9 protein-coding genes are annotated in these 8,744 nt (G+C 57.8%); 6 read left to right on the forward strand and 3 right to left on the reverse strand.

Translation table 11 applies throughout. The features are described from left to right. Positions 1-23 precede the first annotated feature (23 nt). Positions 24-191 (forward strand): hypothetical protein, encoded by a 168-nt coding sequence (locus tag J2046_RS28455; RefSeq protein ID WP_210057536.1) that lies wholly within the window; start codon positions 24-26, stop codon positions 189-191. An 83-nt stretch (positions 192-274) separates the two neighbouring features. On the opposite strand, the gene J2046_RS28460 is transcribed toward J2046_RS28455, so the two are convergent. From J2046_RS28460 to J2046_RS28470, 3 genes are read right to left on the reverse strand one after another with little or no spacing between them, the layout of a single operon-like run. After that, positions 275-1,573 carry a glycoside hydrolase family 130 protein gene (locus J2046_RS28460; protein ID WP_210057538.1) on the reverse strand — a complete coding sequence of 433 codons (1,299 nt, stop codon included), beginning with the start codon at positions 1,571-1,573 and terminating at the stop codon, positions 275-277. Between the two features lie 36 nt (positions 1,574-1,609). Next, on the reverse strand, positions 1,610-3,898 hold the full coding sequence (locus J2046_RS28465) for a glycosyltransferase family 4 protein (RefSeq protein ID WP_210057540.1): 2,289 nt from the start codon (positions 3,896-3,898) through the stop codon (positions 1,610-1,612). Next, a complete protein-coding gene (locus tag J2046_RS28470) occupies positions 3,895-4,680 on the reverse strand; it encodes a class I mannose-6-phosphate isomerase (protein ID WP_233470344.1) in 786 nt (261 codons plus the stop codon). The genes J2046_RS28465 and J2046_RS28470 overlap by 4 nt, the downstream gene beginning before the upstream one ends. Positions 4,681-5,312: 632 nt before the next feature. On the opposite strand from J2046_RS28470, the gene J2046_RS28475 reads away from it, so the two are divergent. The 5 genes from J2046_RS28475 (at position 5,313) to J2046_RS28495 (ending at position 8,063) form a co-directional block, all read left to right on the forward strand. Further along, positions 5,313-5,600, forward strand: coding sequence for a hypothetical protein (locus J2046_RS28475; RefSeq protein WP_210057544.1), 288 nt, complete (start codon positions 5,313-5,315; stop codon positions 5,598-5,600). Then, complete coding sequence (locus J2046_RS28480; protein WP_210057545.1) at positions 5,600-5,866, forward strand: DUF1488 family protein; 267 nt, start codon at positions 5,600-5,602, stop codon at positions 5,864-5,866. Before J2046_RS28475 ends, J2046_RS28480 begins: the two co-directional genes overlap by 1 nt. 28 nt (positions 5,867-5,894) lie before the next feature. Then, positions 5,895-6,068, forward strand: a complete 174-nt coding sequence (locus tag J2046_RS28485; RefSeq protein ID WP_210057564.1) for a hypothetical protein — start codon at positions 5,895-5,897, stop codon at positions 6,066-6,068. A gap of 210 nt (positions 6,069-6,278) precedes the next feature. Further along, positions 6,279-7,172: a transglutaminase family protein gene (locus J2046_RS28490; RefSeq protein WP_210057547.1), complete on the forward strand. Its 894-nt coding sequence runs from the start codon at positions 6,279-6,281 to the stop codon at positions 7,170-7,172. A 75-nt stretch (positions 7,173-7,247) separates the two neighbouring features. Next, a complete protein-coding gene (locus tag J2046_RS28495) occupies positions 7,248-8,063 on the forward strand; it encodes a transglutaminase-like domain-containing protein (RefSeq protein ID WP_210057550.1) in 816 nt (271 codons plus the stop codon). The last annotated feature ends 681 nt before the right edge of the window (positions 8,064-8,744 follow it).

An 8,744-nucleotide genomic window follows, 5' to 3' on the forward strand; every position in this document is an offset into this window, starting at 1 on the left:
CTGCCAGAGCAGGAGAAAAGCGAATGATTCGTTTCGAAAAGAAGGCAGATCCACAGCCATTACCGGGGAAGCCTGAAGACAAACTATTCGACGAAATGCGGGAGGGCGCGGTCGAAGAACGTAAGAAATCGGCAACGGGCGGCACGCGTCGCCGTCCTCGGCAAGCGACTGAAGATGGTCGCCTTATCTGAAGGAGCCTCCAGGTGCCGAGTATGCTGCAACACCTGCCCCTTCGATCAATCCTGAAGCTCCCGGTTGGCATGGCCGAAACATTTCAGCCATCGAGCGTTCGCAGAAGATCTGAAATCTTGATCGTCGAGAAATTCGAAAACGTGTCGCAGACCGCATAGGGCAGAACGATCTGGTCGTTGTGGCGCATCGCGCCGCAGGTATAGACGACGTTCGGCACGTATCCTTCCCGTTCGGAGGGCTCCGGCCGGACCAGCGGCTCCTTCGAGCGAGCGAGAACCTTGGACGGATCCTTTTTATCGAGAAGGGCCGCGCCGATCGCATATCGGCGGACGGGACCGACCCCGTGGGTCAGCAACAGCCATCCCTCGTCAAGCTCGATCGGCGATCCACAATTTCCCATCTGAACGAACTCCCATGGAAATTTGGGCCTCAGAATCAATTGTCCTTCGTCCCATGTGTAGAGATCATCGGAGTAAATGAGATAAAGGTTCTCGTTGTCCTGCCGCCCGATCATGGCATAGCGGTCATCGATTTTGCGCGGAAACAGCGCCATTCCCTTGTTTCTCGCTGCGGTCCCTTTCAGCGGGGTCATGCGAAAAGATATGAAATCGCTGGTCTCCAGCAATTCGGAGCGGATCGCCTTGCCGCTATAGGCCGTGTAGGTTGCATAGAATGTGCTCTGTCCATCGTCATGGAATTCCACGAAGCGGGCATCCTCGATACCGTTCGATTGCGCCGGTGTGATGGGAAAAATCACCCGCTCGCTGATGTGCTGCTGCGAGCTGAAGCTTACGTCGATAGGCTCGCCAAGGTACTCCGATATCCGGGTGTGCAACGTTGGAGTGGACGCCAACCGCGCGGTCGGCTCGATCTCCACGCTTCCATCCGCCGCAATCAACCCGGTTCGGAATGTCAGGGAAGATACATGCCCCTCCCCGACCGCGCGCAGGCTGAGAATGAAACGCTGGCTTCCCTGGGGCACGCCGGATTGATCCGGATGCCTGACGATACTGGGGTTGAAGAGCGCCGACGCTTCGAAGGAATATTCGTGAAGGAAATAGGCGCCTATGAGCTGACGTTGCACTTTCGAAAACGCAACATGAGCCGCGAATGCCTCCTCCATCTCGCCCGCCCGATTTTCAAACGTAGCGAGCAGGTTTCGGTGGCGCCCGTCGAAATTTTCCAGCACATCCGCAAGCAGGCTTTCCGCCGTCTCCGAATCGAGCGCCAGAACCCGGTCGACGATATGATTTGCCCGGCTCTTGTCCGTCGGATTGAAATCCCGCGGCTCAACTGCAGGCTTGAAAGGCCGTACCACGACGCGCGTGGAGTCAGGTCGTAGAAAAAGGGCTTGACGGTTCAGAAAAGTAGCTTTTGACAAATCAACCTCGATTATCTCACTGGATTTATAGAAGCTTCAGGCACTCACGGCGCGAAGCGGAGCGAGTGCTGCCGGCTGGTTGCTTAGGCGTGCAAACTGGCGAAGCTCGATGAGGCCCAAAAGGTACGACACAACGGATTCACCGCCTCTGTTCTCATTGACGCGGGCGCGGTGCAGCCCGTCCCGGCAGCTTCCCGTATCGAGATCGACGAGCGGCAATGACAGATCGTTGCTGCCTAGGAACCAGGCAAATGCGCTTGCCGCGTCGGCCTTCCATTCGGAACCATGGTCGGCACGCCAAGCAGCAAGACAGGCGGAGATGGTTGCTGCCGCTTCCAGGGGCTGTTGGTCGAATCCTTGCGGCGGCATTCGTCTATCGCTGAAACCGTCCGTGCCGATGGCTCTGAAATGGCCGCTGGGGGCGGTTTGTAAGGCCATGAGCCAACGCAGAGTTTTCAGCCCCGCAGCGGTATAGGCAGGAGTTTCAGTGGCAAGCCCGGTGAGGATGAGCGCCTGAGGCAGACGTGCATTGTCATAAGAAAGACCTTCCTCGAACCAGATCCAATCCTCCGTCTCCACACGAGTAAGGAGATCCATCAAACGATCCGCGAAAAGCCGCCGCATGCGTTGGGCAAAGACGTCCTCCTCAGAAGCCTCGCAATATCCGTCCAGTCCGAGCAGCGTGAAGGCCCAGGCGCGCGGCGAGAGAAACCCTTCGACGGTCGGCAGGGCATCGTCGAACAAGGAGGCAGCCCAGGTCCGCCGGGACGGATTGCTATCGCCTCGGGCGCATTCTCCGAGAGCCCAAAGCGTCCGGCCATGGCTATCCTCGGAGCCCTTGTCTTCGAGCCAACGCCGGTCGAAGCCCATGAAGTTCCGGAAGTGCTTCTCGCCAGGATTCCAGGCGTGCTGCACGAAGGAGGCGAAGCGCGTCGTCAATGGCTCCGGCAGGGATGTCTCGCCTGCTCCAGTGAGAGCACTCGCCAGAAGCAGGGCCCGCGCATTGTCATCGACGCAATAACCATGTGAGCGATCCGGCACCGAGTGGACGGCATGCTGGAACAATCCGGTATCATCGCACATGGAGAGAAAATAGGTGAACTGCGGCTCCGGCGGGCCGGCAGGTTTACGCGTGGATGCGTTGCGATTTCCCGGCAATTGTGCATTGGGGAGAGACCTGCGTTGCGCCGCTTCGTCGAATACAGCGAGATAACGCTCCGCCGTCCTTTGCCACGTCATCGACCGGCTGCTGGCGTAAGCGCGCGTACGCATGGCGTCCCGCCTTGCATCGTCGGTCAGTAGTCCGGCGATCTCGTTACCGATGGCTTTCGCATCACCGAAGGGTACGAGAATGCCGCGTCCGCCGGCCAAAAGTTCGCGAGCGTGCCAGTAAGGGGTCGAAACGACCGCTTTTCCGAGGCCAAAACTGTAGGCCAGCGTGCCTGACGTCATCTGCGCTTCATTCAAATATGGCGTGGTGTAGACGTCGCACATGGAAATGAAGTCCAAAAGCGTTGCCTGGTCGACGAATTGATCGAGGAACACCACATGGCTTTCGATCCCGAGATCCCGTACGCGCGCCAGCAGACTATCGCGATATGCTTCGCCCTCACGAAGGACAAGATTGGGATGGGTAGCACCAAGCACGACATAGACGGCGTCGGGCCGGCTTTCCAGGATCCGGGGCATCGCATCGATCATGACCTCGACGCCTTTGTTGGGTGAGAGCAGGCCGAAGGTCAGGATAACGGACCGGCCCTCGAACCCGAGCTTAGCCTTTGCGACAGCAGGCTCACTGAAGGCGATGTCCGGAATCCCATGGGGGATGACTTCGATCTTCTCCAGCGGGACCCCGTATACTTCACGCAAGAGCGTGCGGCCTTTCTCAGCCATGACGACGATCTTCGCCGATTTCTCGACAATCCTCGCCAGGACATTGCGCTGAGCCGGGCTGGGCTCGGCAAGAACCGTGTGAAGCGTCGTCACGACCGGCATATCGAGCCGCGAGAGAAGTGTGAGGATATGGCTTCCGGCTTCGCCACCGAAAATTCCAAATTCGTGCTGCAGGCAGACGACGTCGAAGCGGCCGGCATTCAGGGCTTCCGCCGCGCGGATATAATCATCGAGCCTTTCGTCGGGGATCTGAAGCCAGACGCTTGGGGGATAATCATACGCGTGGCCATGGTCGGTCATTGCCACGATCGCCGTCCCGATTATTGCAGGTGAATTTGAAACCGCCTGGTGCAGATCGGTGGTAAACGTCGCGATGCCGCAGCGTCGGGGGAGCGAGTTGCCGATAAACGCGATATTCTTGAACTTGGTCATGATTGCCCCTCCATCGAGCGGAACGGCAAGCCGGTCGGTTTTTCAGGGTGAATGAGTGCCGGGACATGGTCCTGACGGGCTGGAAGATCTGCCTTCTGCACATCGAGATCGCGCAACAGGCCTGGCTCAGGCGCACTATCGGCATAGGCCAGCAAAGCCGTCAGACCATTTTTCCCAACTTTTATTTCAATGCGATCTGCGTCGGCAAAAAACGCATCGCCGACACCGCCATGCATCGATCCGACATTTGCATCGCCGGCGATGACCAGAGCCCAGGTCTCACGCTCGGCCAGCAGCTCCCACCTTGCATTCGCAGGAAGGTCGATCCGCTCAAGAGTGAAGAAGGGACACGATACAAGCTGCGTTCTGGCAGGTGTAAGACGTATGGGGGCAGCCTCTGCTTTCGCCGGCTCCAAATCGGCCGCTGCGACGGCTTCATCTACATGCAATTCGCGCAAGCGCCCGTGGTCGAAAAGGCGAAATGTCGTGTCGCTTCTCTGCTGGATTTCGGCGATGACGAGACCAGCGCCGATCGCGTGGATGGTCCCGGCCGGGATGAAAAACACATCGCCAGCCGCAGCGTCCTGCCATTTGACGAGATCAGCAATCGAACCATCGGCGATCACAGCCCGCAACCGCGCCTGGTTTAACGTGCGCTTCAACCCCACAGCAACCTGGGCGCCGGGTTCCGCCGACAGCACATACCATGCCTCGGTCTTACCGTTGGCCATGCCTGTCGATTGGGCAAAGGCATCATCCGGGTGAACCTGGATCGACAGCATCTGCTTTGTGAAGAGCAGTTTTAGAAGCAGAGCGGGATCAGGCGCCCGTGTCTCGGCGCGATCGAACCTGAGTTCACCGATTGCAGCTTCGTGCTTGCCGTTGCGGTTCCAAGGTGTGAGATCGTGGCTGCCCCACGGTTTGCAAGCGATCCGCACGCCAGCGTGCTCGAATGTCATGGGGAGGCCTCCTGGATCCACCGCTAAGATCGGAACGATCTGAGATCGGAGTAGCCTTCCTTCGAGGCATTGGTCCGCCCCAAGGGTTCACGTAATCTAAACAGGTTGTTGCGCTTTGATTAGGTGAGATTCGCCGCTTATCCTCAAGGATAAGAATTATAATTATGAATGTGGTACGGCATAATTACACGAATTAAGTCCGTCATTCATTTATGGATATGTGTCTGTTCCTGAAATTTACAAGGAATATTATTTTCATCAACGCATTGAGCGCAAGTTTAATTTAAATATCACTGGACGACTCCGACACGCTCAGCGCGCCACTTCGTGCGGGCAATTTTCAGGCTCGACTTGTAATTGAGAGATCGGCGCACGACATACATCATTGATAGCAGCTCGTTTCACGGGCGCTGCCGTTGAGGGTGCGAACCCCCGCCCCAACAAAGGAGGACGATATGTCTTCCAATTCGTCACAGGAATACATCAACCCCGTCAATGTAGCGATGCTCAGGGATGTATTGAGAACTGCAGGCTTCAGAGGTGTTGAGGCCGAAGCCAGTTCAGACACCAAACGCGCTGCGTCAATTTTCGTAAATTCGGAGTTCCGGAAAGGGAACAGGACAAAGGAGGCTTTGCTGCGGGCCTTGGAGCGCCGAGGCAAAGGTCTCACATCTGATCTCCAAGTTGCAGGACGATCGAAAAACGAAGCCATCGATCGATGGCAGGATGAAGGGGGGCGTTAGTGGGTCTGTCTTTTCCGAATTCGGCTCGCAGTTATGATGAAGCGCATCGACGGGTTCGCTTTCTCGGATATGACGGCATGTTCGAGATTAGGTTTTTCGTGCCCGCCGAAGTGCTTGCTGGCGAATTGTCTCAGCGGACTGCGAGCGCGCGCGAATATCTTGCGTCCTTCGACGCCCTCCGGCCCAGAATCCTGAAGGTCGCAACGGCGGCTTACACTGCAACTCGCAGCAGCACCATCATCCTGGGTCTCGAACACTTCAGGTGAAGACGTTTCGCACACAAAGGATCTCGCTATGCAGTATCCCATGCCTCCGGACAAAATCGGCCGCCCTGGAAAGGAAAAGATCTGGTACGTCAGCGAGTTTGCGCAGCGATTTCGCCTCGATAAAGTGGAAGAAAATCGCCTGAGGAAGCTGCTGGGACCGATCGCCAAAGAGATTGACCTGCTCAGAAACGCCGGCAGATAGCGATGACGGTATTCGCCTGTATCCGGTAGAATCATCCGATTGATGAAGCCTAGGTCGCTGCGTTTCGATATCGCACTTTCGCTCCCGCTGCCGATGCTGAATGGCACCGAAGCGCCTGCTATGATATTGGCTTTCGCATCGCTCCCAAGCGAAAATGACATTCAGATTTCGCGATGGGCGCCCGCCCCCGTAACTTTCATCGGTGATTGGATGACGATATTTTCCGTCCGGCATATCACCTCCTATCAGTACAGGAGGCCGGTGGAGTTCGGCGAACACAGGCTGATGTTCCGTCCGCGGGACAGTTTCGATCAGACACTCCTCAGTTCCCATCTGGATGTCCGGCCGAAGCCCGATTATATCCGCTGGATTCACGACGTGTTCGGCAATTGCGTCGCGCTGGTGGGTATACCTGGGGTAGCATGTGAACTGCGGTTCGAGACGAACATCCGCCTCGATCACACGCCGCAGGTGGCGATCGATTTCCAGATAGATGAACAGGCCCTGATCTATCCTTTCACATATGATCCCGAGGAGGCCTTCGACCTCGAAAGGACCATCGAGCGTCATTATCCGGACCCGGGGGATGAAGTCGGCAAATGGACACGGCAATTCGTCCGGATCGGCCCGCCGACCGAAACCGGCCGGCTGCTGATGACCCTCTGCTACGCCATCCACGAAAGTTTCATCTATGCGCGGCGCCTGGAGCACGGAACGCAGATGCCACGGGAGACCCTGCAGCTTCGCCGCGGTACCTGCCGCGATTTTGCGCTACTGATGATGGAGGCGGCCCGGTCGCTCGGCCTCGCGGCGCGTTTCGTCACAGGCTATATCTACGTCCCTGATCGCGACGGATCGACGACGCTCGGCGGCGGATCGACCCACGCCTGGTGCCAGATCTATCTACCCGGCGCCGGATGGGTGGAGTTCGACCCCACCAACGGGATCGTCGGCAACCGCGACCTCATCCGGGTAGGTGTGGCGCGAGACCCGAAGCAGGCAGTTCCCCTCTCGGGAAGTTATGACGGCGCCGCGTCCGATTTCGACAGCATGTCCGTGCAGATTAATGTCACAAGTGATCGTAGCGCGGAACTCAATGGGTGACCGGCCCCCCGTCTTGCCTGGGCGTTGGCGCTGAACTGCCACTCCGGCAAGAATTTCTCCGGCAAGGATACAACGATGAAGATACGCGCAGGTTTTCGCATCGGCTACGAATGCCAGCATGAGACGGCAATGCTGCTGGTCCTCAACATCCACCCTTCCCGCCGCGCTGATCTCCTCACCGAACAGGTGTTGAGTTTCGATCGTCCGATCGAGGCCTGGGGTTATCTCGATGTCTTCGGCAACGCCTGCGGCCGCATCGCCGCGCCGCCGGGACTGACAACGATCTCCACGGACTTCGAGATCTACGACGGCGGTCTGCCCGACCCGGTGCCGGAAAATGCCCGGCAGCATGATATCAAGGATCTGCCGGACAAGGTGCTCGTTTTTCTGCTCGGCAGCCGATATTGCGATACGGACCGCCTGGCGGATTTCGCCTGGAAGACCTTCTCCTCCACCCCTCTCGGCTGGCCGCGGGTACAGGCGATCCTCGATTTCACACACAACCGCATCACGTTCAACTACCAGAAGGCTGATCCGCTCAGGACAGCTTTCGGCGGATTTACCGACCGCACCGGCGTCTGCCGCGATTTCGCGCATCTCGCCATCACGCTCTGCCGCTGCATGAACATTCCCGCCCGCTATTGCACCGGATATCTCGGCGACATCGGCGTACCGAAGGATCCGAACCCGATGGATTTCAGCGCCTGGTTCGAGGTCTATCTCGGTGGCCGCTGGCATACGGTCGATGCCCGCCACAACACACCCCGCATTGGCCGCATTCTGATGGCGACCGGCCGAGACGCAACCGACGTAGCCCTCTCGACGACTTTTGGTCCAGCACTCTTGAAGCGTTTCGACGTGATCACGGAGGAAATCCCAATCGCAAGCTAGAACGCATCTCTGGCTATAGAAGATGAATGCCCATATAGGCCGAGAGTATCCAGCAATAGGACGGCCGACATGCCACGTCTGCTACAGTCCCAGTCTGTGGGCGGTAGGGCGGGTGAACAGCCCAAACATGATGAGAACGCTCCGCCGATCACGTCCAAAGTTCCGGCGAACCCCATGAATGAGAAACAACTCAAACGCCCCACCCTCGCTTGATAGAAAGTTGAGAAATTTTTGAGTTTCATGGGGGAAAGGCAATCCGGCGACGGGACCTGGGAACTGAAAGCGCCCGAGTCGCCCAGACGACAGCCAAAGTGTCAGAACCACAACACAGGTCTTTAACCCGGCACATGCCCAAGGCAATGCGTCCCCATAGCACGGGGGCAAAACCGGCAAGCGGTGGAGGAGCCATCCCTGGAGCCTGGAAAGGATTTGAACCTACGCTCATTGGAATCGTGCTGATTGCAGGATCGCAGGTCCGGCTATCGTGGCGTGCTGTGATGGGGAATTTGGTTGCGGGGGGCCTGATTGCACCGAGACTTGTACGAAGTCTCACTTGTGCCACTTGTGCAGCGACGAACTGGGCTTTTGTGGCGGCGAGGTTGAGATGTCCGTTCCGGCGCAAAGTTGAAGTGTCACTTTGTGCTTCGACGCGGCACGACAATCAGCCCCGATCTGACCGGC

Source organism: Neorhizobium petrolearium (genome assembly GCF_017873175.1).
Lineage (GTDB): Bacteria > Pseudomonadota > Alphaproteobacteria > Rhizobiales > Rhizobiaceae > Neorhizobium > Neorhizobium petrolearium.